The 22,289-nt window shown below is 62.8% G+C and carries 24 protein-coding genes and 1 other RNA gene; 20 read left to right on the forward strand and 5 right to left on the reverse strand.

Annotation, left to right across the window (positions count from 1 at the left end; genetic code table 11):
- The first annotated feature begins 16 nt into the window (after positions 1 to 16).
- Positions 17 to 781: an enoyl-CoA hydratase gene (locus tag V6657_RS02090; protein ID WP_048933999.1), complete on the forward strand. Its 765-nt coding sequence runs from the start codon at positions 17 to 19 to the stop codon at positions 779 to 781.
- Positions 782 to 845: 64 nt separating this feature from the next.
- Here V6657_RS02090 and V6657_RS02095 read toward each other — a convergent pair whose 3' ends face one another.
- Positions 846 to 1,265, reverse strand: a complete 420-nt coding sequence (locus V6657_RS02095; RefSeq protein ID WP_171017954.1) for an acyl-CoA thioesterase — start codon at positions 1,263 to 1,265, stop codon at positions 846 to 848.
- Positions 1,266 to 1,364: 99 nt separating this feature from the next.
- Here V6657_RS02095 and V6657_RS02100 point away from each other — a divergent pair, with 99 nt between their 5' ends.
- The 7 genes from V6657_RS02100 to V6657_RS02130 all read left to right on the forward strand — a co-directional run bounded on the left by V6657_RS02100 (position 1,365) and on the right by V6657_RS02130 (position 9,328).
- The gene (locus V6657_RS02100; protein ID WP_048934001.1) at positions 1,365 to 3,203 is read left to right on the forward strand and encodes an ABC transporter ATP-binding protein/permease; all 1,839 of its coding nucleotides are present in this window, start codon (positions 1,365 to 1,367) and stop codon (positions 3,201 to 3,203) included.
- Between the two features lie 24 nt (positions 3,204 to 3,227).
- Positions 3,228 to 4,172, forward strand: a complete 945-nt coding sequence (locus V6657_RS02105; protein ID WP_048934002.1) for a LysR substrate-binding domain-containing protein — start codon at positions 3,228 to 3,230, stop codon at positions 4,170 to 4,172.
- Between the two features lie 165 nt (positions 4,173 to 4,337).
- The gene (locus tag V6657_RS02110; RefSeq protein WP_048934003.1) at positions 4,338 to 5,639 is read left to right on the forward strand and encodes a Glu/Leu/Phe/Val dehydrogenase; all 1,302 of its coding nucleotides are present in this window, start codon (positions 4,338 to 4,340) and stop codon (positions 5,637 to 5,639) included.
- 519 nt (positions 5,640 to 6,158) lie between these two features.
- Positions 6,159 to 7,067: a glutamate/aspartate ABC transporter substrate-binding protein gene (locus V6657_RS02115; protein WP_048934004.1), complete on the forward strand. Its 909-nt coding sequence runs from the start codon at positions 6,159 to 6,161 to the stop codon at positions 7,065 to 7,067.
- Between the two features lie 99 nt (positions 7,068 to 7,166).
- Positions 7,167 to 7,895: an amino acid ABC transporter permease gene (locus V6657_RS02120; RefSeq protein ID WP_021196508.1), complete on the forward strand. Its 729-nt coding sequence runs from the start codon at positions 7,167 to 7,169 to the stop codon at positions 7,893 to 7,895.
- A gap of 18 nt (positions 7,896 to 7,913) precedes the next feature.
- Positions 7,914 to 8,597 carry a glutamate/aspartate ABC transporter permease GltK gene (gene gltK, locus V6657_RS02125; RefSeq protein ID WP_048934005.1) on the forward strand — a complete coding sequence of 228 codons (684 nt, stop codon included), beginning with the start codon at positions 7,914 to 7,916 and terminating at the stop codon, positions 8,595 to 8,597.
- Complete coding sequence (locus V6657_RS02130) at positions 8,594 to 9,328, forward strand: amino acid ABC transporter ATP-binding protein (protein WP_048934006.1); 735 nt, start codon at positions 8,594 to 8,596, stop codon at positions 9,326 to 9,328. The genes gltK and V6657_RS02130 overlap by 4 nt, the downstream gene beginning before the upstream one ends.
- A 67-nt stretch (positions 9,329 to 9,395) precedes the next feature.
- Here the strand turns inward: V6657_RS02130 and V6657_RS02135 are convergent, their stop codons facing one another.
- Positions 9,396 to 10,226, reverse strand: coding sequence for a class II glutamine amidotransferase (locus V6657_RS02135; RefSeq protein WP_048934007.1), 831 nt, complete (start codon positions 10,224 to 10,226; stop codon positions 9,396 to 9,398).
- A 183-nt stretch (positions 10,227 to 10,409) separates the two neighbouring features.
- Between V6657_RS02135 and V6657_RS02140 the strand changes: the two genes are divergently transcribed.
- The 4 genes from V6657_RS02140 to rnpB all read left to right on the forward strand — a co-directional run bounded on the left by V6657_RS02140 (position 10,410) and on the right by rnpB (position 13,786).
- The gene (locus tag V6657_RS02140) at positions 10,410 to 11,501 is read left to right on the forward strand and encodes a tartrate dehydrogenase (RefSeq protein ID WP_048934008.1); all 1,092 of its coding nucleotides are present in this window, start codon (positions 10,410 to 10,412) and stop codon (positions 11,499 to 11,501) included.
- A 68-nt stretch (positions 11,502 to 11,569) separates the two neighbouring features.
- The gene (gene pyrC, locus V6657_RS02145; RefSeq protein WP_048934009.1) at positions 11,570 to 12,604 is read left to right on the forward strand and encodes a dihydroorotase; all 1,035 of its coding nucleotides are present in this window, start codon (positions 11,570 to 11,572) and stop codon (positions 12,602 to 12,604) included.
- Positions 12,605 to 12,614: 10 nt separating this feature from the next.
- Positions 12,615 to 13,424, forward strand: coding sequence for a DUF3025 domain-containing protein (locus tag V6657_RS02150; protein WP_171017955.1), 810 nt, complete (start codon positions 12,615 to 12,617; stop codon positions 13,422 to 13,424).
- Between the two features lie 19 nt (positions 13,425 to 13,443).
- An RNA gene (gene rnpB, locus V6657_RS02155) (RNase P RNA component class A) lies at positions 13,444 to 13,786 on the forward strand.
- 26 nt (positions 13,787 to 13,812) lie between these two features.
- Here rnpB and V6657_RS02160 read toward each other — a convergent pair.
- On the reverse strand, positions 13,813 to 14,238 hold the full coding sequence (locus tag V6657_RS02160) for an OsmC family protein (protein WP_048934010.1): 426 nt from the start codon (positions 14,236 to 14,238) through the stop codon (positions 13,813 to 13,815).
- Positions 14,239 to 14,856: 618 nt separating this feature from the next.
- Between V6657_RS02160 and rplM the strand changes: the two genes are divergently transcribed.
- The 5 genes from rplM to erpA all read left to right on the forward strand — a co-directional run bounded on the left by rplM (position 14,857) and on the right by erpA (position 17,651).
- Entirely contained in the window at positions 14,857 to 15,285 is a 429-nt protein-coding gene (gene rplM, locus V6657_RS02165; RefSeq protein WP_009239122.1) for a 50S ribosomal protein L13, read from the forward strand.
- 12 nt (positions 15,286 to 15,297) lie between these two features.
- Positions 15,298 to 15,690 carry a 30S ribosomal protein S9 gene (rpsI, locus tag V6657_RS02170; RefSeq protein ID WP_021196516.1) on the forward strand — a complete coding sequence of 131 codons (393 nt, stop codon included), beginning with the start codon at positions 15,298 to 15,300 and terminating at the stop codon, positions 15,688 to 15,690.
- Positions 15,691 to 15,920: 230 nt separating this feature from the next.
- On the forward strand, positions 15,921 to 16,691 hold the full coding sequence (locus V6657_RS02175; protein ID WP_048934011.1) for a DUF6776 family protein: 771 nt from the start codon (positions 15,921 to 15,923) through the stop codon (positions 16,689 to 16,691).
- Positions 16,692 to 16,732: 41 nt separating this feature from the next.
- Positions 16,733 to 17,137 carry a polymer-forming cytoskeletal protein gene (locus V6657_RS02180; protein WP_021196518.1) on the forward strand — a complete coding sequence of 135 codons (405 nt, stop codon included), beginning with the start codon at positions 16,733 to 16,735 and terminating at the stop codon, positions 17,135 to 17,137.
- A 139-nt stretch (positions 17,138 to 17,276) separates the two neighbouring features.
- Complete coding sequence (erpA, locus tag V6657_RS02185; RefSeq protein WP_021196519.1) at positions 17,277 to 17,651, forward strand: iron-sulfur cluster insertion protein ErpA; 375 nt, start codon at positions 17,277 to 17,279, stop codon at positions 17,649 to 17,651.
- A gap of 69 nt (positions 17,652 to 17,720) precedes the next feature.
- On the opposite strand, the gene V6657_RS02190 is transcribed toward erpA, so the two are convergent.
- Positions 17,721 to 18,881 carry an anhydro-N-acetylmuramic acid kinase gene (locus V6657_RS02190; protein ID WP_048934012.1) on the reverse strand — a complete coding sequence of 387 codons (1,161 nt, stop codon included), beginning with the start codon at positions 18,879 to 18,881 and terminating at the stop codon, positions 17,721 to 17,723.
- Positions 18,882 to 19,191: 310 nt separating this feature from the next.
- Here V6657_RS02190 and tyrS point away from each other — a divergent pair, with 310 nt between their 5' ends.
- From tyrS to V6657_RS02205, 3 genes are read left to right on the forward strand one after another with little or no spacing between them, the layout of a single operon-like run.
- Positions 19,192 to 20,370: a tyrosine--tRNA ligase gene (gene tyrS / locus V6657_RS02195; RefSeq protein WP_338755142.1), complete on the forward strand. Its 1,179-nt coding sequence runs from the start codon at positions 19,192 to 19,194 to the stop codon at positions 20,368 to 20,370.
- On the forward strand, positions 20,367 to 20,867 hold the full coding sequence (gene dtd / locus V6657_RS02200; RefSeq protein ID WP_048934014.1) for a D-aminoacyl-tRNA deacylase: 501 nt from the start codon (positions 20,367 to 20,369) through the stop codon (positions 20,865 to 20,867). Before tyrS ends, dtd begins: the two co-directional genes overlap by 4 nt.
- An 18-nt stretch (positions 20,868 to 20,885) precedes the next feature.
- Positions 20,886 to 21,566, forward strand: a complete 681-nt coding sequence (locus V6657_RS02205) for a histidine phosphatase family protein (RefSeq protein ID WP_048934015.1) — start codon at positions 20,886 to 20,888, stop codon at positions 21,564 to 21,566.
- 6 nt (positions 21,567 to 21,572) lie between these two features.
- Here the strand turns inward: V6657_RS02205 and V6657_RS02210 are convergent, their stop codons facing one another.
- On the reverse strand, positions 21,573 to 22,283 hold the full coding sequence (locus tag V6657_RS02210; protein ID WP_048934016.1) for a queuosine precursor transporter: 711 nt from the start codon (positions 22,281 to 22,283) through the stop codon (positions 21,573 to 21,575).
- Between the last annotated feature and the right edge of the window lie 6 nt (positions 22,284 to 22,289).

The raw sequence follows: 22,289 nt of genomic DNA on the forward strand, positions 1-22,289 counted from the left end.
TATCCCTGGAGTTTTCATGTCGATTCGTACCGAGACCGCAGACGGCGTCCTCACGCTCACCTTTGACCGTCTGGACCGCAAGAACGCCATCACCGCCGCGATGTACCAGACGCTGGCGGATGCTCTGGTGGCCGCCGAGACCGACCCCGCTATCCGCGTGATCGTGCTGGCAGGCCACGAGAGCGTCTTCACGGCCGGCAACGATCTCGAAGACTTCATGAAGAACCCACCCAAGGATGAGAGCGCTCCGGTGCACCAGTTCCTGAGGGCGATCAGCACGGCAACCAAGCCGCTGATTGCCTCGGTGAGCGGCGCGGCCGTGGGCGTGGGCACGACCATGCTGCTGCATTGTGACCTCGTGTACGCGTCGGAGACGGCCAAGCTGTCGATGCCGTTCGCGCAACTGGGCCTGTGCCCGGAGGCCGCATCGAGCCTGCTGCTGCCGCAACTGGCCGGCTACCACCGCGCGGCCGATAAGCTGCTGTTTGGTGAGCCGTTCGATGCGAATGAGGCGCGCGAGTTGGGCCTCGTCAACCGCGTGCTGCCGGCAGGCGAACTGGACGCCTTCGTTCGCACCCAGGCGCGTAAGCTGACGCTGCTGCCGCCCGCTTCGCTGCGCGCGACCAAGCGGCTGATGAAGGAGGGTGCCACGCCGCAGATCGCCGAGCGTATGTCGATCGAAGGCAAGCAGTTTGGCGAGATGCTGCGTGCGCCGGAAGCGCGTGAAGCGTTCACGGCGTTCTTCGAGAAGCGCCGCCCGGACTTTTCCAAGTTCAATTGAGCACGCAACTTCTGCGCAAAAGAAAACCCGGCCTAGGCCGGGTTTTTCATTGGGCGATGCCGAATCACTGCTCTGGCAGCACGCGCGGCTTGCGGGTCTCGTCCGTGGCCACGTAGGTCAGGGTCGCTTCCGTGACCTTGACGGTGGCGTGGCGGCCGTTGGTGCCCATGCGCTGCGCATAGACCTCCACATCGACGGTGATGGAGGTGCGGCCGGTCTTGACCACCTCGGCATAGAAGCTCACCAGGTCACCCACGTACACGGGCTGCTTGAAGACGAACGAGTTGACCGCAATCGTGGCCACGCGCCCATTGGCGCGCACCACCGCCGGAATCGACCCGGCAATGTCGACCTGCGACATGATCCAGCCGCCGAACACGTCGCCGTGCACGTTGGCGTCGGACGGCATCGGCATGACGCGCACGGCGGGTTGCTTGCCGGCGGGCAGCTTGACGATCTCAGTGGAGGCTTGGGTGTCGGACATGATGATGCAGGGCAGCATTGAAGCGGAGGGACCGGGGTGCGGGGCGCACACAGGTGATCGGTGGGAGAATACACAATCCGCCATTTTATTGCACCGCACATGCGCCGCTTCCCCGCCTCTTCCGAACCGCCTCCGCCCGGGGGTAACCGCGGTGACTGGCGCACCATCAAGAGCCTGCTGCCGTACCTCATGGCGTACAAGTGGCGCGTGGGGCTGGCACTGTCGTTCCTGATCGCGGCTAAGGTGGCCAACCTGGGTGTGCCGATGGTCATGAAGCGGCTGATCGATTCGATGAACGTGTCGCCCAGCGACCCCCGTGCGCTGCTGGTCGTGCCGGTGGGCATCATCATCGGGTATGGGCTGTTGCGGCTGTCGACGTCGTTGTTCTCGGAGTTGCGGGAAATCCTCTTCTCCAAGGTGACGGAGAGCTCGGTGCGCACGCTCGCGCTGCAGGTGTTCCGGCATTTGCATGCGTTGTCGCTGCGCTTTCATCTGGAGCGCCAGACCGGCGGCATGAGCCGCGACATTGAACGCGGCACGCGCGGCATCCAGTCGCTGATCTCGTACTCGCTGTACAGCATCCTGCCAACGCTGGTGGAAGTGGGCCTTGTCATCACGTATTTCTTCGTGAAGTACGACGTGTGGTTTGCGCTCATCACGTTCTGCGCGCTCGTGAGCTACATCGTCTTTACGGTGACGGTGACGAACTGGCGCACGCACTTCCGCCGCAAGATGAACGAGCTGGATTCGCGCGCCAATCAGAAGGCGATCGACTCGCTGCTCAACTTCGAGACCGTCAAGTACTTCGGCAACGAAGAATACGAAGCACGCCGCTACGACGAGAACCTGCAGAAGTACCGCTCGGCCGCCATCCGCTCGCAGAATTCGCTGTCGGTGCTGAACTTCGGTCAGCAGGTCATCGTAGCCACGGCGCTCATCCTGATCTTGTATCGCGCCACGCAAGGTGTGGCGGCCGGGCACATGACGCTGGGCGACCTCGTGCTGGTCAACACGCTGATGCTGCAGATCTACATCCCGCTCAACTTCCTTGGCGTGATCTACCGCGAGCTCAAGCAGGCCGTGACCGACATGGATCGCATGTTCAACCTGCTGAGCACCAACCGTGAAGTGGCCGACAAGCCGGACGCGCAGCCGCTGGCCGTGCACGCCGGTGAAGTCCGTTTCGCGCATGTGGACTTCAGCTACGAGGCCAAGCGCCAGATCCTGTTCGATGTCGACTTCACGATTCCGGCCGGCACGACCACGGCGGTGGTGGGGCAGAGCGGCTCGGGCAAGTCGACATTGGCGCGCCTGCTGTTCCGCTTCTATGACGTGAAGTCCGGCGCCATCCAGATCGATGGTCAGGACCTGCGTGACGTGACGCAGGCCAGCGTGCGCGCGGCCATCGGCATCGTTCCGCAAGACACGGTGCTCTTCAACGACAGCATCTACTACAACATCGCCTACGGCCGGCCTGAGGCCACGCGCGAAGAGGTGATCGAAGCCGCCCGTGCCGCGCAGATCCACCACTTTGTCGAATCACTGCCCGACGGCTACGACACGCAGGTTGGCGAGCGCGGGCTGAAGCTCTCCGGCGGAGAGAAGCAGCGCGTGGCGATCGCGCGCACGTTGCTCAAGCGTCCGCCGATTCTGGTGTTTGATGAAGCCACCTCCGCGCTGGACTCACGCACTGAACACGCCATCCAGGAAGAACTGATGAGCCTGGCGCAAAACCACACCACGCTGGTGATTGCCCATCGGCTGTCCACCATCGTGCGGGCGCATCAGATCCTGGTAATGGAACACGGACACATCATCGAGCGCGGCACGCACGAACAGCTGCTGCGCGCAGAAGGTCGCTACGCGCAAATGTGGCGCATGCAGGCACGCGAGCCCGAGCGGGTTGCCAGCGAGACGGAACAGGCCGAAGACGCATAAGACGGGCAGGGGAAGGGAGAAGCGATGGAACTCAAATGGCTGGAAGACTTCATCAGCCTGGCCGAGACGCGCAGTTTTTCGCGCTCGGCAGAATTGCGGCACGTGACACAGCCGGCGTTTTCGCGCCGCATCCAGTCGCTTGAGGCATGGCTGGGCAATGAGCTGATCGATCGATCCAGCTACCCCACGCGCCTCACGCCTGCGGGCGAGGTCTTCTACGAGCAGGCCCTGGCGATGCTCGCGCAGGTGAGTGAGACGCGTGCGTTGATGCGCGGCCAGCGGCCGGCCAGCGCATCGACCATCGACTTTGCCGTGCCGCACACGCTGTCGCTCACGTTCTTTCCGGGCTGGCTTGCGCAGGTAGAGGAGAAGATCGGCAAGCTGCAATGCCGCCTGCGCGCGCTCAACGTGCACGATGCGGTGATGACGCTGGTGGAAGGCGGCTGCGATCTCGTCATGGTCTATCACCATGCGCGCCAGATGATCCAGCTCGACCCGACGCGTTACGACATGCTGGTGCTGGGCACCGAGCGGTTGTCGCCGTTCTCCAAGCCGGATGCGAATGGCCGCCCGATCTATCGGTTGGCGCCTGCCGCGCGCAAGCCGATCGCTTACCTGAGCTACACGCCCAACGCTTTCCTGGGCCGCATGGTCGATGTGCTGCTGGAGAACTCGCCGGTGGCGCCGCTGCTCGACAAATGCTACGAGACCGACATGGCCGAAGCGCTCAAGGTGATGGCGCTGGCGGGTCATGGCGTCGCTTTCCTGCCGGAGAGCGCGGTGCGTGATGAGGTGGCCGCCGGGCGGCTGGTACGCGCCGAAGGCAAGGGCGGCGGCACGTTGTCGATCGAAATGGAAATCCGGTTGTACCGCGAGCACCCGCAGAACGGCGGACACGACCGCCGCCACCCGCAATCCAAGCGCAAGCGCGAGCTGATCGACACCTTGTGGGCAGCGCTGGGAGGCTGAAGGCAAACGCATGGCAGGGAGGCAAGGTTATGCGCTAGACGCATAACCCGATGTAAAAACGGCATTGGATTTCGTTCTGGGCGGTCCCTAAGCTGGCGGGCATTTTGTGGGACCGCATATTCCCGAACTAGGGACCTTACCGAGGTCCAAAACAGGAAGACAACCATGTCCAATGTCGCTTCTCCGACGACACTTCAGCACGCCATCCCGTCCTATCTGCCGGCCGACAACCTCGGCCCGTGGGGCATCTATCTGCAGCAGGTCGACCGGGTCACCCCCTACCTCGGCTCGCTGGCACGCTGGGTTGAAACCCTCAAGCGCCCCAAGCGCGCCCTGATCGTCGATGTGCCCATCCAGATGGATGACGGCAGCATCGCCCACTTCGAGGGTTATCGCGTGCAGCACAACACCTCGCGCGGCCCGGGCAAGGGCGGCGTGCGTTTCCACCAGGACGTGACGCTGTCGGAAGTGATGGCGCTGTCCGCATGGATGTCGGTGAAGAACGCTGCCGTGAACGTGCCGTACGGCGGCGCCAAGGGTGGCATTCGTGTCGACCCGCGCAAGCTGTCTTCCGGTGAACTCGAACGCCTGACCCGCCGCTACACCAGCGAGATCGGCATCATCATCGGCCCGAACAAGGACATCCCGGCACCGGACGTGAACACCAACGCGCAGATCATGGCGTGGATGATGGACACGTACTCCATGAACGAAGGCTCCACCGCCACCGGCGTGGTGACCGGCAAGCCGATCGCACTGGGCGGCAGCCTGGGCCGTCGTGAAGCCACCGGCCGCGGCGTGTTCGTGGTCGGCAGCGAAGCCGCACGCAACCTGGGCATCGACGTCAAGGGTTCGCGCGTGGTGGTGCAGGGCTTCGGCAACGTGGGTAGCGTGGCTGCCAAGCTGTTCCATGACGCTGGCGCGAAGGTCATCGCCGTGCAGGATCACAAGGGCATCGTGTTCAACGGCAACGGCCTGGATGTCGATGCGCTGATCAAGCACGTTGACCACAACGGCAGCGTGGCTGGCTTTGCCGCCGAGACCGTCTCGCAAGACGATTTCTGGGCACTGGACTGCGAATTCCTGATCCCGGCTGCGCTGGAAGGCCAGATCACCGCCAAGAACGCGCCCCATATCAAGGCAAAGATTGTCGTGGAAGGTGCAAACGGCCCCACGACGCCCGAGGCTGACGACATCCTGCGCGACAAGGGCACGCTGGTCTGCCCGGACGTGATCGCCAACGCCGGCGGCGTGACGGTCAGCTATTTCGAGTGGGTGCAGGATTTCTCGAGCTTCTTCTGGACCGAAGATGAGATCAACCAGCGCCTGGTACGGATCATGCAAGACGCCTTCCGTGGTGTCTGGCAAGTTTCGCAGGACAACAAGGTCACTCTGCGTACGGCGGCATTCATCATCGCTTGTACGCGGATTCTGCAGGCCCGCCAAGAGCGCGGTCTGTACCCCTGATCGGCGACGCGCTGATCAATACCGGCGCGGTGCTCCAACAGGGTGCTGCTCCGGTCTATCGCGTCGCTGCCGATCAGGCAGCTATGCGCGACGGTTGAAGAAAGCCGGTGCTCACAGGGCGAACCATAACGCTCCGAAGCACCGCACCATGAGAAGGGCGATGACATCGTCGCCCTTCCCATCCTCAAGTCGGGTTCGTGTAAGCGACAGAGAGCGCACATCGGGCGGGCTTCATTTCCCCTTGTTTTCCTTAGCAACTGGCGGTCATCCGCTCAAGCGATCGTGCCTGCCTGCCGATTGTGCAGAGCGTTTCCGTGTTGGGCGCTGCGCGGTGTTTCCGGTTTTCCGGAAAAGCACAACGTAAGGTGTCCGGTTGCTCGGAAAGCGTGGTTGCGGCAAGGTCCGCGCCGGAGGAAAAACTCCGTTCGATTCAACGATGTAGTGGCAACACCAATACTGTCGCCAAACGTTTTTTGGTACAGTCCCGTCTTTCTCTTTCATGGTCAAAAGGAGACTTTCATGAACCTCGCCAAGCTGGCAACTGTGCTTGCAGCCGTTGGTGTCATCGCTGGTACATTCGGCGGCGCTGCCCACGCACAAGAGCTGACGGGTACGCTCAAGAAGATCAAGGACACCGGCACCATCACGCTGGGCGTGCGCGATTCGTCGATTCCGTTCAGCTACAACGTCGGCGGTGTCCGCACGATTGGCTACTCGTACGACGTTGCCACCAAGATCGCTGAGGACGTGAAGAAGCAACTCGGCCTGAAGGACCTGAAGATCAACGAAATTCCGGTGACTTCGCAGAACCGCATCACGCTTCTGCAGAACGGCACCATCGATCTGGAGTGCGGCTCCACGACGAACAACCTCGAGCGTCAGAAGCAGGCATCGTTCACCGACACCATCTTCATCATCGGCACCCGCATCATGGTGAAGAAGGATTCGGGCATCAAGGACTGGGCCGACCTGAAGGGCAAGAACGTCGTGACCACCGCTGGCACGACCTCGGAACGTCTGCTGCGCAAAATGAACGACGACAAGCAGATGGGCATGAACATCATCAGCACGAAGGACCACGGTCAGTCGTTCCTGACGCTGGAATCGGGCCGTGCCGTTGCGTTCATGATGGACGACGCCCTGCTGTACGGCGAGCGCGCCAAGGCCCGCAACCCGAACGACTGGGTGGTCGTGGCCAAGCCGCAATCGCGTGAATCGTATGGCTGTATGGTTCGCAAGGACGATGCTCCGTTCAAGGCCCTGGCCGACAAGACCATCGTCGGCATGATGAAGGACGGTTCGATCACCGCTGCGTACAAGAAGTGGTTCGAAAGCCCGGTTCCGCCGAAGGGCCTGAACCTGGACTTCCCGCTGTCGGATGACATGAAGGCGCTGATCAAGAACCCGAACGACAAGGCTCTTGACTGATCGGCTCCCTCAACGGGCCTGACTCAAGCATCATCGAAACGGAAGGCAAAGGCCGACTAACAGGTCCTCTCCCTTCCGTTTTCTTTTGAGGGAACCATCATGAATTACCACTGGAACTGGGGCGTCTTCTTTACGGAAGCCGCCCAGAATCAGACCTATCTAGACTGGCTGCTGTCCGGTCTGAAGACCACCGTCGTACTCGGTCTCACCTCCTGGATCATCGCGCTTGCCCTCGGCTCCGTGCTGGGCGTGCTGCGTACCGTGCCGAACAAGTTGTTGTCGGGCATTGCTGCCGCTTACGTGGAGCTGTTCCGCAACATTCCGCTGATCGTGCAGCTGTTCATCTGGTACTTCGTCATGCCGGAACTGCTGCCGGGCGGCGACTACATCAAGCAGATGAACCCCGCCACGGCGATGTTCCTGTGCGCGACGCTGTGCCTCGGTACCTTTACCGCAGCGCGTGTTTGCGAACAGGTACGCTCGGGTATCAACTCGCTGCCGCGTGGTCAACGCAACGCAGGTCTGGCGATGGGCTTCACGCTCGCGCAGACCTATCGCTACGTGATGCTGCCGATGTCGTTCCGCATCATCGTGCCGCCGCTCACGTCGGAGTTTCTGAATATCTTCAAGAACTCGGCTGTGGCGTCGACCATCGGTTTGCTGGAGCTTGCCGCGCAAGGCCGCCAACTGGTGGACTACACCGCGCAGCCGTACGAATCGTTCATCGCCGTGACGCTGATGTACATGCTGATCAACCTGACTGTCATGGGCCTGATGCGCTGGGTGGAAGCACGTTCCCGGCTGCCTGGCTTCATCGGCGGCAAGTAATCGAGGCGAGGACACTTCATGGCTTATCACTTCGATTTCTCATCCGTCAACGCCGACAACATGCGCGTGCTCGGCGAGGGGATGCTCCTCTCGCTGGAAATCACGGGCACGGCCATCCTGGTCGGCATCGTCTGGGGCACGCTGCTGGCGATGATGCGTCTGTCGGGCATCAAACCGCTGCAGTGGTTCGGGCAGGCGTACGTGAACCTCTTCCGCTCCATCCCGCTGGTGATGGTGCTGCTGTGGTTCTTCCTGATCGTGCCGCAGGTGCTGCAGAAGATCTTCAACCTGTCGCCGGCCACCGACATGCGCATGACGTCCGCGCTGGTCGCCTTTGCGCTGTTCGAGGCGGCGTACTACTCGGAGATCATCCGCGCCGGTATCCAGAGTGTGTCGCGCGGGCAGATGTTCGCGGCGTATGCGATGGGCATGACGTACGGCCAGGCTATGCGCCTGGTGATCCTGCCGCAGGCCTTCCGCAACATGATTCCGCTGCTGCTCACCCAGGCGATCGTCCTGTTCCAGGATACGTCGCTGGTGTATGTGAGCGCGCTGTCGGACTTCTTTACCCAGGCATACAACATCGGTGAGCGCGACGGCCGTATCGTCGAGCTGCTGCTGTTTGCCGGCTTGTGCTATTTCGTGATCTGCTTCGGCGCCTCCGTGCTGGTGAAGCGACTTCAGAAGAAGGTGACCCAATGATCGAGATCAAGAACGTTTCCAAGTGGTATGGCGCCTTCCAGGTGCTGACCGACTGCACCACCAGCGTGAAGAAGAGCGAGGTGGTGGTGGTGTGCGGCCCGTCGGGTTCGGGCAAGTCCACGCTCATCAAGACCGTCAACGCGCTGGAGCCGTTCCAGAAGGGCGAGATCCTGGTTGATGGCACATCCGTCGGCGCCAAGGGCACCAACCTGCCGAAGCTGCGTTCGCGCGTGGGCATGGTGTTCCAGAACTTTGAGCTGTTCCCGCACCTGTCGATTACCGAAAACCTGACGATCGCACAGCAGAAGGTGCTGGGCCGTTCCAAGGAAGAGGCGATGGCAAAGGGCCTGAAGTACCTGGATCGCGTGGGTTTGAAGGCGCACGCTGCCAAGTACCCGGGCCAGCTGTCGGGCGGTCAGCAGCAGCGCGTGGCCATCGCCCGCGCGCTGTCGATGGACCCGATCTGCATGCTGTTCGACGAGCCGACCTCCGCGCTGGACCCGGAAATGGTCAACGAAGTGCTCGACGTGATGGTGGAGCTGGCCAAGGAAGGTATGACCATGATGTGCGTGACCCACGAAATGGGTTTCGCCCGCAAGGTCGCCAACCGCGTGATCTTCATGGACCAGGGCCGCATCGTTGAAGACTGCGAGAAGGAAGAGTTCTTCGGCAACATCGATGCACGTTCGGACCGCGCCAAGCAGTTCCTGTCGAAGATCCTGTCGCACTAAGCGCGGGGTTTGAGGCAAAGAAAAGCCGCTCTCTCGGGAGCGGCTTTTTGTTGGGCGACGGATCGTGTCAGGTGCAGGCCGTGTTGGCTGCGTTGGCGATCTGGACCGCTTCCGGAATCGGCACCTTGGTGGCCATGGTCGCCTGGCCATTTTCGAACATCAGCAGCTCACCGGGCACGAACTGGGTCCAGACCTCGTTGTCAGTGAGCGGTGCGGTGGCGATCACGGCCACGCGGTCGGCGGGCGTGGTGTACTTGGCGAAGTCGATCGTCATATCGGCGTCAATCAGGTGCGCCGTCGAGAACGGCCACTGCCGTACGATGTAGTACAGCCGTGTCGAGCAATGCGCGAACTGCGCTTGCCCATTGCACAGCAGGAAGTTGAACACGCCGTGGCGCGTGATTTCCTTGGTGATGTCCGACAACGCGTAGAACAACTCGTTGAGCGGCGGTTGCGACCCCGGAAACCGTTTGCGCAACGACTGCATGATGTAGCAGAAGGCGAGCTCGCTATCGGTATCGCCCACTGGCTGGTACACGCCCGAGAGAAATGGCGAGAAGTTCTTCAGGTCGCCGTTGTGGGCAAAGATCCAGTGCCGGCCCCACAGCTCGCGCATGAACGGATGGCAGTTTTCCAGCCGCACTGTGCCCTGCGTCGCCTTGCGGATGTGCGAGATGACGTTCTTGGACTTGATCGGGTAGCGCTTGACCAGTTCGGCCACCGGCGAGGTGCCGGCCGACTGGTTGTCGATGAAGAGGCGGCAGGCCTTGTCTTCGAAGAAGGCGACGCCGAAACCGTCGGCATGGTGATCAGTCACGCCACCGCGCGCGGCGAACCCGGTGAACGAGAACGTCACATCGGTCGGTTCGGCGCAGTTCATGCCTAGCAGCTGGCACATGGTGGGGGAGAAAAGTCGGATGCAATAAAATAGCCATTATCCTGCCGGCTGCCGGGGGTGCCAAGCGCCTTGGCACGCGCGGCACCCCGCTGAGCGTGCCGGCCGTTGCGCTCACGCCGCACGCCGACAGGTTCGCCACCAAACGTTGCATCCCGACTGCCGCCACAACCGGATCTTATTCCCATGAATTCATATCGCATTGCCGTGATCCCCGGAGACGGCATCGGCAAGGAAGTCGTCCCCGAGGGCCTGCGCGTGCTGGATGCGGCGGCGCGCAAATTCGGCTTTGCGTTGCAGACCGATCACTTCGACTTTGCCAGCTGCGACTACTACGCTCGCCACGGCAAGATGCTGCCCGATGACTGGTTCGACACCCTGCGCGGCTATGACGCCATCTTTTTTGGCGCGGTGGGCTGGCCCGATACGGTGCCCGACCACATCTCGCTGTGGGGTTCCCTCCTGCAGTTCCGGCGCGGCTTCGACCAGTATGTGAACCTGCGCCCGGTGCGCCTGATGCCCGGTATCCGCAGTCCGCTGGTTGATCGCAACGGCCAGCCCCGCGCACCCGGCGAGATCGACTTTTACGTGGTGCGAGAGAACACCGAAGGCGAATACTCCAGCGTCGGCGGCCGCATGTACGGCGGCACCGAGCGCGAGATCGTGATCCAGGAAACGGTCATGAGCCGCACCGGCGTCGACCGCATCCTCAAGTTCGCTTTCGATCTGGCCCAGCGACGCCCGGCCAAGCACTTGACGTCCGCCACCAAATCCAACGGCATCTCCATCACCATGCCGTACTGGGATGAACGCGTGGAAGCGATGGCCAAGGTGTACCCCGAGGTCAACGTCGACAAGTTCCACATCGACATCCTGACCGCGCACTTCGTGCAGAAGCCGGAGATGTTCGATGTGGTGGTCGCCAGCAACCTGTTCGGCGACATCCTCTCGGACCTTGGGCCCGCCTGCACCGGCACCATTGCGATTGCCCCGTCGGGCAACATCAACCCGGACCGCACGTATCCGAGCCTGTTCGAACCGGTGCACGGTTCTGCGCCGGACATTGCGGGCAAGGGCATCGCCAACCCGATCGGCCAGATCTGGTGCGCAGCGATGATGCTCGAGCACCTCGGCCAGCCCGAGGCGGGCGCGGCGGTACTGGCCGCCATCGAGCGCGTGCTGGCGGCCGGCCCAGGCCACGCGCCGCTCACCCGCGACATTGGCGGCACGGCAAGCACGGCTGATCTGGGCCGCGCGATTGCCGAGGCGCTGGCATAGGGCCCGGTTGCCCTGATTTACTCTCTGATTTTCGCTTTCGTTTTCCGCTGACCGTTTTCCTACGCATCATGACCGACACTCTCACTATCGTCCGCCCCGATGACTGGCACCTGCACCTGCGCGACGGCGATGCGCTCGCCGACGTGGTGGGCGACACCGCGCGCCAGTTCGGCCGGGCGATCATCATGCCGAACCTCAAGCCGCCGGTGACCACCACCGCCCAAGCGCGTGCTTACCGTGACCGCATCCTTGCAGCGCTGCCCGCAGGCACGCAGTTCGAGCCGCTGATGACGCTGTACCTGACCGACAACACCTCGCCCGAGGTGATTCGTGAGGCCCGCGCCAGCGGCTTCATCCACGGTGTGAAGCTGTACCCGGCTGGCGCCACCACCAACAGCGACGCCGGCGTGACCGACCTGCGCCGCTGCGCCAAGACGCTTGAGGCGATGCAGGAAGTCGGCATGCCGCTGCTGGTGCACGGCGAGGTGACCGACCCCACCGTCGACATCTTCGACCGCGAAGCCGTCTTCATCGACACCGTGATGCTGCCGCTGCGCCGTGACTTCCCTGCGCTGAAGGTTGTGTTCGAACACATCACCACCAAGCAGGCCGCTGAATACGTGCGCGATGCTGAGGGCCCCGTCGGCGCGACTATCACGGCACACCACCTGCTGTACAACCGCAACGCGCTGTTTGTTGGCGGCATCCGCCCGCACTACTACTGCCTGCCCGTGCTCAAGCGCGAGACGCACCGCCTGGCGCTGGTGGCGGCTGCCACCTCGGGCCACCCGCGCTTCTTCCTCGGCACCGATAGCGCGCCGCACGCGAAGGGCGTGAAGGAACATGCCTGCGGTTGCGCCGGCTGCTACACCGCGCTGCATGCCATGGAGCTGTACGCCGAAGCGTTTGAAGACGCCAACGCACTCGACAAGCTCGAAGGCTTCGCCAGCCTGCACGGCCCGGACTTCTACGGCCTGCCGCGCAACGCCGGCACCCTCACGCTCACGCGCTCGCAATGGCAGCTCCCCGCCGAAGTGCCGTTCGGCGAGCAGACGCTGGTGCCGCTGCGTGGTGGCGAGATGCTGCGCTGGAAGTCGGTCTGAGCGGTCTGCGTTGCTGATAGAAGGTCTGGGCGCGATCGACTGGGCGCATCCCGCGTTCGCGCCACTCGCGCAGATTGGCGCCCCGATTGCACGTGCAGTCGAACACGGCGCTGATCTACGCACTGCACTGAATGCGCATCCGGCTGCACATGTAATCCGTACGTCAGGCGGTCACGCGCTGCGCTTCATCCCGCAAGAGGCACTGCCGCCGGGTGCTGCCTACGAGGCACACATCGCCGCCACGGGTTGTGTGCCCACGCGGGACAACCTCCACGACTTCTTCAACGCGCTGATCTGGTTGCACTGGCCGCGCACAAAGGCTGCTCTCAATGCGCGCCAGGCGCGGGCCATCGCGCGAGACGGCATCAGCGCGGCGCGTGGCACGGTGCGTGATGCCGCCACCTTGTTCGACGAGAACGCTCTTATTTTTCTGCATACCGACGATGGGTCCGAGCGCAGCCTGACCGGTTTCGACTGGCAGGGTTTGTTCGTGCAGGGCAGGGCAGCGTGGGGCGCAACCTGCGCCGTGCTGCCATTTGGGCACGCGCTGTTGGAAAAGCTGGTCACGCCCTACAAGTCGATCACCGCCCATGCGAGGCCGGTGCGCGTGGCCACACTGCCGGAGGATTGGGCGTCGCTCGATGCCGCGCTGGCGGACATGCTGCTGAGCACCGAATTGAAGCCACGCGATTTCCGCCCGCTGCCGGTCATGGGCATCCCCAGCTGGTGCGAAGCCAATGAAGATGCCAGCTTCTACGCAGATACGACGGTGTTCCGCCCAGGCCGCCGGGCGACGGCCAAATCCGACAGTGCTGAATGATGCTAGACTCGCGCCTCGCGAAGCGGACCAGACAACCGCTGCTTGCGCCGCCTCGTGCGAGCGCAAGGGGAGGAAAGTCCGGACTCCATAGAGCAGGGTGATGGCTAACGACCATCCACGGTGACGTGCGGAATAGGGCCACAGAGACGAGTCTTCGCCCCGGCTTCGGCCAGGGCGAAGGGTGAAACGCGGTAACCTCCACCCGGAGCAATCCCAAGTAAGCAGGCGATGAAGCGGCTCGCTGAGTCTGCGGGTAGGGAGCTTGAGCCGGCTGGCAACAGCCGGTCTAGAGGAATGGTTGTCACGCCGCGCGGTTTCGGCCGCGCGGCGCACAGAATCCGGCTTATCGGTTCGCTTCGCTTTTCCTTTCAGCCGGATTGGCCATCAATCAGGCCAGTTCAATCAACTCCAGCGAGTGCGTGATCTCGGCCGTCTTAGCCAGCATGATCGACGCCGAGCAGTACTTCTCGTGCGACAGCTGGACCGCGCGTTCCACGGTTTCCCGTTTGAGGTTGCGCCCCGTCACCGTAAAGGTGAAGTGGATGCGGGTGAAGACCTTCGGGTCGGCTTCGGCGCGGTCGGCGTGCAGCTTCACGCTGCAACCTTGCACATCCACGCGGCCGCGCTTGAGGATCAGCACCACGTCATAGGCGGTGCAGCCGCCGGTGCCCAGCAGCACCATTTCCATCGGGCGCGGTGCCAGGTTGCGGCCGCCGCCATCCGGCGCGCCATCCATTGTGACGAGATGGCCGCTGCCGGTTTCCGCCAAAAAGGCCATGCCGTCCTGGCCGGCCCAGCTCACTGTGCATTCCATGTCCAATCCTTGTGGCGTGTCGGCGAGTGCCGCCGAAAAGCCACATTGTAGCCATCGTGGTGAACCCGCGTGGGCAGGTTAGGGTGATCTCCCCTTGACAGTGACACCCATATGAAAAGGTGCAACCCGTTGCGCTTGCACCCGAATTGGGCCCAAATTGGAAGAAAGTTTCTAGTAGACAACAGCGCTTTGGCAGTCAATCTCTTGTAAGTAATTGATTTTTAAAGACGTCATCTATACGCGTGCGCATCATGGTGCATTTTGCATTACGAAATGCAATTTCGTAGTGCAAATTATCTTGCGCGTGCCCCAGAAGTGGGTATAATTGCTCCCATTGGATCGGCTGATGCGGTGCAACCCTCCAAGTCAACGATCAGCAGGTGTCTCCTCCACCCTCCTCCTTTGGTGGATTCAAACCCAAGCTCAATAGCTTGGGTTTTTTTTCGTCCCTGCAGTCGGAGCGCACCTTTTTCCTTGTGTCAAGGGCTGCTTGCGGGGTACAATCGAAATCTTTTCCGGATTGTCCGCGGAAAAACAGGCAGCACAAGACGATCCGTTCATGAGTAGTTGCGCACGATACGGGTCCACTCGGGCACTGACTCAAATTTTGGAAAAATCATGAAGACCTTTTCCGCAAAGCCCCATGAGGTGAAGCGCGATTGGTACGTGATTGACGCGACGGACAAGGTCCTCGGGCGTGTCGCCAGCGAAGTGGCACACCGACTGCGCGGCAAGCACAAGCCTGAATTCACTCCGCACGTCGACACGGGCGATTTCATCATCGTCATCAACGCAGCCAAGCTGCGCGTGACGGGCGCCAAGACGACCGACAAGAAGTACTATCGCCACTCGGGTTACCCGGGCGGTATCTACGAAACGACGTTTGGCAAGATGCAGCAGCGTTTCCCGGGCCGTGCCCTGGAAAAGGCTGTGAAGGGCATGCTGCCGAAGGGTCCGCTGGGCTACGCGATGATCAAGAAGCTGAAGGTTTACGCCGAAGGCTCGCATCCGCACGAAGCTCAACAGCCGAAAGCGCTGGAAATCTAAGGGGCCACATCCATGATCGGTAACTGGAACTATGGCACCGGCCGCCGCAAGAGCGCTGTGGCACGTGTCTTCATCAAGTCCGGCAAGGGCGACATCATCGTCAACGGCAAGGCCATCAACGAGTACTTTGCTCGTGAAACCTCGCTGATGATCGTGCGTCAGCCGCTGGAACTGACCAACCACGCAGCTACGTTCGACATCAAGGTCAACGTGGTCGGCGGCGGTGAAACCGGCCAAGCCGGTGCCGTGCGTCACGGCATCACCCGCGCCCTGATCGACTATGATGCAACGCTCAAGCCGACCCTGTCGAAGGCAGGTCTGGTGACGCGCGATGCACGTGAAGTCGAGCGTAAGAAGGTCGGTCTGCGCAAGGCCCGCCGCGCCAAGCAGTTCTCGAAGCGTTAATCCGCTTCTCACTGCTTCAGCAAAAAACCACACCCTTGGGTGTGGTTTTTTGTTTTGAGCGCTCCAATCAAACGGTGTGATCTGTCGGACGCCTCGCTTACCCTTTGCAACAGCTCCGACATGTCGCCGAGACTACAATTCACGTTTCGTTTGCGTTTGACCCGTATGATGCAATCCGCAATTTGCTCTAAGCCGATTCTGATTTGCGGCGCGAGTCGAGGGGTGATCGCATGAAGGCGCGTCGCCTGTTGCGTCGTGCCTCCGTGCTCGCCCCGAATGTCACGGTGCGCTCGCGCCTGCCGTGGCCAGTAACGATGTTGCTGATTGCGGTGGTGATCGGTTTGGCTGCCGCTGCGGCGCTATGGGCCTTCGAAGAAGGTCGCCGCCTGACTGGCCCGCATGACAGCGACCTGCGCGCCATGAACCGCGAGCTGACTGCCAAGCTGACAGCGGTGCAGGCCGAGCGTGACAAGCTTGCCGCGGCGGCGGGCACGGCGGAGTCGCGCGTCGGCATGGCCGAAGGTGCGCAGACGCAAATGGCGGAGCAGCTCAAGGCACTGGAAGCCGAGAACGCCCAGTTGAAAGAGGATCTGGCCTTCTTCGATAGCCTGCTGCCCGCACCCACCAACTCGGCTGGCATCTACGTGCGCAGCTTCCGGATCGCCCCGGACGAAGCGCAGCCGACGCGCATGCACTTTCGCGTTCTGTTGATGCAGGGCGGCGGCAAGGCGTTCGCACCGGTCTCCGAGTTCGAGGGGCAACTGGCACTCACGCTGAACGTGGTGCAGGCGGGCAAACCTGCTACGATCGATTTCCCTGGCGCGGCGGCCGCTACGGCGGCTTCGGCACCTGTGTCCACAGCGGCCACGCGCGTCAAGCTCACGCACTATCAGCGCCTGGAAGGTTGGGTGGACGTCCCGCCCGGCACTACGGTGAAGTCGGTGATGGTGAAGGTGTTGCAGAACGGCAAGATCAAGGCGAGCCAGAGTTTTTCCATCTGACGGGCGGGGGCCTGTCGGATCCGTACAAAGAGGAGTCGACGATGCTGTTTGGCAAGAAAAAGGGGCTGGCAATCGAAACGCTGCTGGGCGCCCACACCAAGCTGGAGGGGGATCTGCGCTTTTCGGGCGGCCTGCGGATCGATGGCCAGATCAAGGGCAATGTCTACGGTGATCCGGACAAGCCCAGCATGCTGGTCATCACGGACACCGCACGCATCGAGGGCGAGGTGCACGTCGGTCACCTGATCTTGAACGGCACGGTGGTCGGTCCGGTGCATGTGGCGGAGCTGCTGGAGCTGCAGCCCAAGGCACGCATCGAGGGCAACGTGCAATACGCGGCGCTGGAAATGCATCAGGGTGCCGTCGTTATGGGCACGCTGGCGCACTCGGCGCCCGGCGATGTGAAGCTCCTGCCCAATCTCAAGCTCGCGTCCAATCAGGACTGATCACTTGGTGGGGTATTGGCTGTCCTGCCGTTGCTGGCGCACCGCACAAATATCCTCTTGAAACCCGGGGCTTCGGCACGATTTGCAGCTTGCGCTTAAAATACAGGCAAGTTTGAGACGCATCCCACAGGAGATTTTCATGAACGCAGTCGCGCAGGCAGCCACGCCCGATGTGAATGAGGTTCCGGCTCCGCTGGTCTTTACCGACAGCGCTGCGGACAAGGTCAAGCAACTGATCGAAGAAGAAGGCAACCCGGAGCTGAAGCTGCGCGTATTCGTGCAAGGCGGCGGGTGCTCGGGCTTCCAGTACGGCTTCACCTTTGACGAAGACACCAACGAAGACGACACCGCCATGGTCAAGAATGGCGTGACGCTGTTGATCGACTCGATGAGCTACCAGTACCTGGTGGGCGCCGAGATCGACTACAAGGAAGACATCAACGGTGCGCAATTCGTCATCAAGAACCCGAATGCCTCGACCACTTGCGGTTGCGGCTCGTCGTTCTCGGTCTGACGCGGCATCGCTGTAAAGAAAAAGCGCACCCCGGTGCGCTTTTTTGTTGCCCGCAGGAATTGCGTAGCTTCAGGCGGGGTAGATCGTGCCAAGCACGCGCGGCCCCGAAGCGCCGGTCGCATGGTGCAGGTTGCCCGGCTCGCGGCGCACGCACTGGCGGGCCAGCCAGGCGAAGGCCAGCGCCTCGACCTGGTTGGCCGGAACGCCGAACTGATCGCTCGGCGCAATCTCGACGCCGGGCAGCTGCGCGCCAAGCCGCTCCATCAAGGCGCCGTTGCGCGCGCCACCACCACACACCACCAGGGAGGTTGCCTGGGGCGCATAGCGGCGAACTGCATCGGCGATGGTGTCGGTGGTGAGGGCGAGCAGGGTCGCTTGCACGACCTGGGGGCGCAGGCGGTCCAGTGCATCGCCGGCGCGGTGTTTCAGCCAAGTGGGGTTGAACAGATCGCGGCCGGTGCTCTTGGGCGGCGGCAAGTCGAAGAAAGGCTCGGCGCGCAGTCGGGCGAGCAGGGCTTCATCGACATGGCCGGTGCGCGCCCAGGCGCCGTCACGGTCAAAGGTATGCCCGTGGTGCGTGTGGACCCAGTGATCAAGCAGGGCGTTGCCGGGGCCGCAATCGAAGCCAAGCACGGTGTCGCGCGCATCTGATGCTTGCGGCGGCAGCACCGTCAGGTTGGCGATGCCACCAATGTTGCAGACCACGCGCCATCCGTCTTGCAGGCCAAACAGTGCGCGGTGAACGGCGGGCACCAACGGTGCACCCTGGCCACCGGCCGCCACATCACGGCTGCGGAAATCGGCGATGACATCGATGCCGGTGTGCTCGGCCAGCACGGCTGCGTGCTGTGTCTGGCGCGTGTAGCCGAGGCCATCGTGGGCACCTGGCTGATGGCGAATGGTCTGGCCGTGCGCGCCGATGGCGCGGATTTCACGGCGGATGCAGCCGCTCTTCTTCAGCAGTTGCTCGACGCATTCGGCATACAGGCTGGCGAGTGCGTTGGCGGCCAGGGCTTCGCGATGGATCTCGTCGTGGCCGGCTTGCTGTAGGTTGAGAAAGGCGTGGCGCAGTTCCGGAGGGAAGGGCGCGTAAGCATCGGCCACCAGTACCGGATGGGCACCGGAGAAATCAACCAGCACACCATCGACGCCGTCCAGGCTGGTGCCGGACATCAGGCCGATGTAGAGCTCGCTGTGGGAATGGGGGGCGGTCGTCATGCGCGTGAGCATACCAGCGGGGCCGCTACGCAGGGGGCGCAGGAGGGAGGTCGAATGGCGTCCATTGGGCAGGAAGGCGCATCACGGTAAAATCGCGGGATTGCGCGGCCGGAACGTCTTGCACGGATGTCGGTCATCGCGCACGCACTGGTTTCCCGATTGTTGTTTCTCGTCCGCGCTGCTGACTTTCTCGGTCGGCGCGGTGACCTCTCTTTCTGCCATGACCGTTTCTGACGCTTCTACTGCACCCACTTCCGCCGCCTCTGAACGCGCCGCAACGGCCACGCCGAAGTATCCGATCACCCCGGAAGTGGCGCACGCGATGGAAGTGTCGCTGCGCGGCTGCGACGAACTGCTGGTCGCTGCCGAATGGGAGCAGAAGCTGGCCAAGAGCGCCGCGACCGGTGTGCCGCTGCGCATCAAGCTGGGCCTGGACCCGACCGCGCCCGACATCCACATCGGCCATACGGTGGTGCTCAACAAGATGCGCCAACTGCAGGACCTGGGGCATCAGGTGATCTTCCTGATCGGCGATTTCACCTCGACGATTGGGGATCCGTCCGGCCGCAACGCCACACGCCCGCCGCTCACGCGCGAGCAGATCGAAGCCAACGCGCAGACCTACTACCGCCAGGCCAGCATGGTGCTGGACCCGAGCAAGACCGAGATCCGCTACAACAGCGAGTGGAGCGACCCGCTGGGCGCGCGCGGCATGATCCAGCTGGCCTCGCGCTACACCGTCGCCCGCATGATGGAGCGCGATGATTTCACCAAGCGCTTCAAGGCCGGCGTGCCGATCTCGGTGCATGAATTCCTCTACCCGCTGATGCAGGGCTACGACTCGGTCGCGCTCAAGTCGGACCTGGAGCTGGGCGGCACCGACCAGAAGTTCAACCTGCTGGTCGGCCGCGAACTGCAGAAGGAATACGGCCAGGAGCCCCAGTGCATCTTGACGATGCCGCTGCTGGTGGGCCTGGACGGCGTGGAGAAGATGTCCAAGTCCAAGGGCAACTACGTCGGCATCAGCGAGGCGCCGAGCGACATGTTCGGCAAGCTGATGAGCATCTCCGACGACCTGATGTGGACGTACTTCACGCTGCTGTCGTTCCGCCCGCTGGCAGAGATCGACCTGATGAAGCAGGAGATCGCGCTGGGCCGCAACCCGCGCGATTGCAAGGTGCTGCTCGCGCAGGAGATCGTTGCACGCTTCCACAGCCAAGCCGATGCCGAGCGCGCATTGGAAGACTTCAACCACCGCGCACGCGGTGGTGTGCCGGACGACATTCCGCAGATCGAGCTGTCGGGCGCGCCGCTGGGTATCGCGCAACTGCTTAAGCAGGCCGGTCTGTGCCCGTCCACGTCGGATGCCAACCGCAACATCGAACAAGGTGGCGTGAAGATCGACGGCACCGTCATCAGCGACAAGGGCTTGAAGATCGAAGCCGGCACGTTTGTCATGCAAGTCGGCAAGCGCCGCTTCGCACGCGTGGTGCTCTCGTGATTGGACTGATCCAGCGCGTGTCAGAAGCGGCCGTGCGCGTAGACGGCCGCGTGGTCGGCGAGATCGGCCCGGGCCTGCTCGCACTCGTGTGTGCTGAACGCGGTGATACCCCCGCCGAAGCCGACCGCCTGCTGGAGAAGCTGCTGAACTACCGCGTGTTTTCGGACGCGCAGGGCAAGATGAACCTGCCCGTCCGCAACATCGACGGCAACGGTCAGGCAGGCGGCTTGCTAGTGGTGTCGCAGTTCACGCTGGCGGCCGATACCAAGTCCGGTACGCGTCCGAGCTTCACGCCAGCGGCGGCACCGGAAGACGGCCGCCGCTTGTATGAGCATTTCGTGGCGCGCGCCCGGGCGCAGCACCCCATCGTCGCGACCGGCGAGTTTGGCGCCGACATGAAGGTGTCGCTCGTCAACGATGGCCCGGTCACGTTCTGGTTGCAGGTGGCGCCGCAGGTTGTGCGCGCTGCTGCGCCGGAACCGGCCAAATCTGTCTGACTCGCTCAGGAACCCGTGATGCCACGCGCCGCCGCCATCCCCCTGCTGATGCCGCAGATTACCCACATCGTGCTCGTCCGCCATGGCGAGACCGACTGGAACCGTGAGCGCCGCCTGCAAGGCCAACTCGACGTGCCACTGAACGTGCAAGGGCTGGAGCAGGCCGCGCAGCTGGGCAAGGCGCTTGCGGGTGAGCGGTTTGATGCGGTGTACGCAAGCGATCTGTCGCGTGCCAAGCAAACGGCGCAGGCGCTGGCAGATCGGGTAGGCGCCACCGTGCGCGACGATGCGGGTCTGCGCGAGCGCCACTACGGCCAGTTCGAAGGCCTGACTTACGCCGAGGTTGCCGAAAAGCATCCCGCCGAGTTTGCTGCCTGGCAAGAACGCGTGCCCGACTTTGCGCCTCCTGGCGGCGAGACGCTCACCGGGTTCCACGAGCGTGCGGTGGAAACCGCCCTGCGCCTGATCCGCCGCCACCCCGGCGAGCGCATCGCGCTGGTCAGCCACGGCGGCGTGCTCGATTGTCTGTACCGCCACGCCAACGCCATGACGCTCACCGAGCCGCGCCAGCATGAACTGCGCAACGCGAGCATCAACCGGCTCTCGTCCGATGGTCATCAACTGACCGTGCTGCAGTGGGGGGATGTCGCGCACCTGGATCTGCTGGTGCTCGACGAAGTGGACCGCCGCGTTCCCTAAAACGCGTTACACCCGCAGCCGGAACGGCGTGAAGTCGGTATCGCGGTCGTAGTAATCCTCGTTCTCGGCGCGCTTGAGGAAGGCGACGACGCGGTAGGTGAGCGGCGTGGCGACGATCTCCCAACCGGTCTTGAGGATGTATTGCGCGATGGCCACGCGCAGCACCTGTTCGTGCGGCCAGATGCCATAGAAGGCGATCACGTAGAACAGCGACGAATCCACTGCCTCGCCCACCACCGTGGACCCGACGATGCGCGTCCACAGCCATTTCCCTTCCGTAGCGATCTTCATCTTCGCCAGCGTGTAGCTGTTGGCGAAGCTGCCACACCAGAACGCAATTAGCGACCCGGCGACGATGCGCGGCGTGTTGCCGAATACGTCGTTCAGGCTGTTCTGGTAGCCGGCCATGAACGGCGCCACCGGCAGCGCCAGCACCACCAGCGACATGAATGACGCGAAGATCAGCGCGCCAAAGCCCGCCCACACCACGCGCCGATCGCGCCCATAGCCGTACACCTCGGTGAGGATGTCGCCGAAGATGTACGAGATGGGGAAGAACAGTACGCCCGCGCCAAACGTGACTGGCCCGATGATCGGCAACGTGACCTGCGCCGCCTTGGCCGCACCGATCAGGTTCGAGCACAGCAGCACCGTCACGAAGGCGGCCATGACGAAGTCGTAGTAGCGGAAGGTGCGCTGAGGACTCGGGGTAGTCATGGCAGG

It is taken from the genome of Ralstonia sp. RRA, assembly GCF_037023145.1.
Taxonomy (GTDB): Bacteria; Pseudomonadota; Gammaproteobacteria; order Burkholderiales; family Burkholderiaceae; genus Ralstonia.

What these genes read in the sequence shown, in the direction of transcription:
- V6657_RS02090 (WP_048933999.1), top strand. Translation starts at nt 17, where the DNA reads ATGTCGATTCGTACCGAGACCGCAGACGGCGTCCTCACGCTCACCTTT.
- V6657_RS02130 (WP_048934006.1), top strand. Translation starts at nt 8,594, where the DNA reads ATGATCGAGATCAAGAACGTTTCCAAGTGGTATGGCGCCTTCCAGGTG.
- gltK (WP_048934005.1), top strand. Translation starts at nt 7,914, where the DNA reads ATGGCTTATCACTTCGATTTCTCATCCGTCAACGCCGACAACATGCGC.
- erpA (WP_021196519.1), top strand. Translation starts at nt 17,277, where the DNA reads ATGAACGCAGTCGCGCAGGCAGCCACGCCCGATGTGAATGAGGTTCCG.
- rpsI (WP_021196516.1), top strand. Translation starts at nt 15,298, where the DNA reads ATGATCGGTAACTGGAACTATGGCACCGGCCGCCGCAAGAGCGCTGTG.
- V6657_RS02175 (WP_048934011.1), top strand. Translation starts at nt 15,921, where the DNA reads ATGAAGGCGCGTCGCCTGTTGCGTCGTGCCTCCGTGCTCGCCCCGAAT.
- rplM (WP_009239122.1), top strand. Translation starts at nt 14,857, where the DNA reads ATGAAGACCTTTTCCGCAAAGCCCCATGAGGTGAAGCGCGATTGGTAC.
- V6657_RS02180 (WP_021196518.1), top strand. Translation starts at nt 16,733, where the DNA reads ATGCTGTTTGGCAAGAAAAAGGGGCTGGCAATCGAAACGCTGCTGGGC.
- V6657_RS02160 (WP_048934010.1), bottom strand. Translation starts at nt 14,238, where the DNA reads ATGGAATGCACAGTGAGCTGGGCCGGCCAGGACGGCATGGCCTTTTTG.
- tyrS (WP_338755142.1), top strand. Translation starts at nt 19,192, where the DNA reads ATGGAAGTGTCGCTGCGCGGCTGCGACGAACTGCTGGTCGCTGCCGAA.
- V6657_RS02190 (WP_048934012.1), bottom strand. Translation starts at nt 18,881, where the DNA reads ATGCTCACGCGCATGACGACCGCCCCCCATTCCCACAGCGAGCTCTAC.
- V6657_RS02135 (WP_048934007.1), bottom strand. Translation starts at nt 10,226, where the DNA reads ATGTGCCAGCTGCTAGGCATGAACTGCGCCGAACCGACCGATGTGACG.
- V6657_RS02140 (WP_048934008.1), top strand. Translation starts at nt 10,410, where the DNA reads ATGAATTCATATCGCATTGCCGTGATCCCCGGAGACGGCATCGGCAAG.
- V6657_RS02205 (WP_048934015.1), top strand. Translation starts at nt 20,886, where the DNA reads ATGCCACGCGCCGCCGCCATCCCCCTGCTGATGCCGCAGATTACCCAC.
- V6657_RS02095 (WP_171017954.1), bottom strand. Translation starts at nt 1,265, where the DNA reads ATGTCCGACACCCAAGCCTCCACTGAGATCGTCAAGCTGCCCGCCGGC.
- V6657_RS02105 (WP_048934002.1), top strand. Translation starts at nt 3,228, where the DNA reads ATGGAACTCAAATGGCTGGAAGACTTCATCAGCCTGGCCGAGACGCGC.
- V6657_RS02115 (WP_048934004.1), top strand. Translation starts at nt 6,159, where the DNA reads ATGAACCTCGCCAAGCTGGCAACTGTGCTTGCAGCCGTTGGTGTCATC.
- V6657_RS02110 (WP_048934003.1), top strand. Translation starts at nt 4,338, where the DNA reads ATGTCCAATGTCGCTTCTCCGACGACACTTCAGCACGCCATCCCGTCC.
- V6657_RS02210 (WP_048934016.1), bottom strand. Translation starts at nt 22,283, where the DNA reads ATGACTACCCCGAGTCCTCAGCGCACCTTCCGCTACTACGACTTCGTC.
- V6657_RS02100 (WP_048934001.1), top strand. Translation starts at nt 1,365, where the DNA reads ATGCGCCGCTTCCCCGCCTCTTCCGAACCGCCTCCGCCCGGGGGTAAC.
- pyrC (WP_048934009.1), top strand. Translation starts at nt 11,570, where the DNA reads ATGACCGACACTCTCACTATCGTCCGCCCCGATGACTGGCACCTGCAC.
- V6657_RS02120 (WP_021196508.1), top strand. Translation starts at nt 7,167, where the DNA reads ATGAATTACCACTGGAACTGGGGCGTCTTCTTTACGGAAGCCGCCCAG.